The sequence below is a fragment of the Pseudomonas onubensis genome, from assembly GCF_965653655.1.
In the GTDB taxonomy this organism is placed as follows: Bacteria; Pseudomonadota; Gammaproteobacteria; order Pseudomonadales; family Pseudomonadaceae; genus Aquipseudomonas.
In genome coordinates this window covers 1-255 of record NZ_CBFHAZ010000358.1, presented here as the reverse complement: position 1 = coordinate 255, position 255 = coordinate 1, and the positions used below count along the sequence as shown (strand labels likewise).

The window sequence follows — 255 nt, the reverse complement described above, 5'->3', positions numbered from 1 at the left end:
CCCAGCTCTGGTTCAGAGCAACACGCATTTTCACCAGCGCCGCGCGTCGACGCAGCAAGCTTTGAAGCTTGGTAAAAATCTTCGGCGGCGGATACCAGACACGCAAATCAGCCTGTTCATTCTTCAAATAACGAGCCAGCAATTGCGCATCACTGAGGTCTGTTTTGGCGCGTCCACCTGTGCCTTTGCGGTAATGGTTAAGGCGATATCCATCAATCACGTAAACTATATGGCCCATCGAGTGAGCCAAGTTGA

The 255-nt window shown here is 51.4% G+C and carries 1 protein-coding gene; it reads right to left on the bottom strand.

From position 1 onward, the window contains the following. Positions 1–255 (bottom strand): IS110 family transposase (locus tag ACTD9P_RS30320; protein ID WP_438870525.1); only part of this gene is annotated, 255 nt, incomplete at both ends.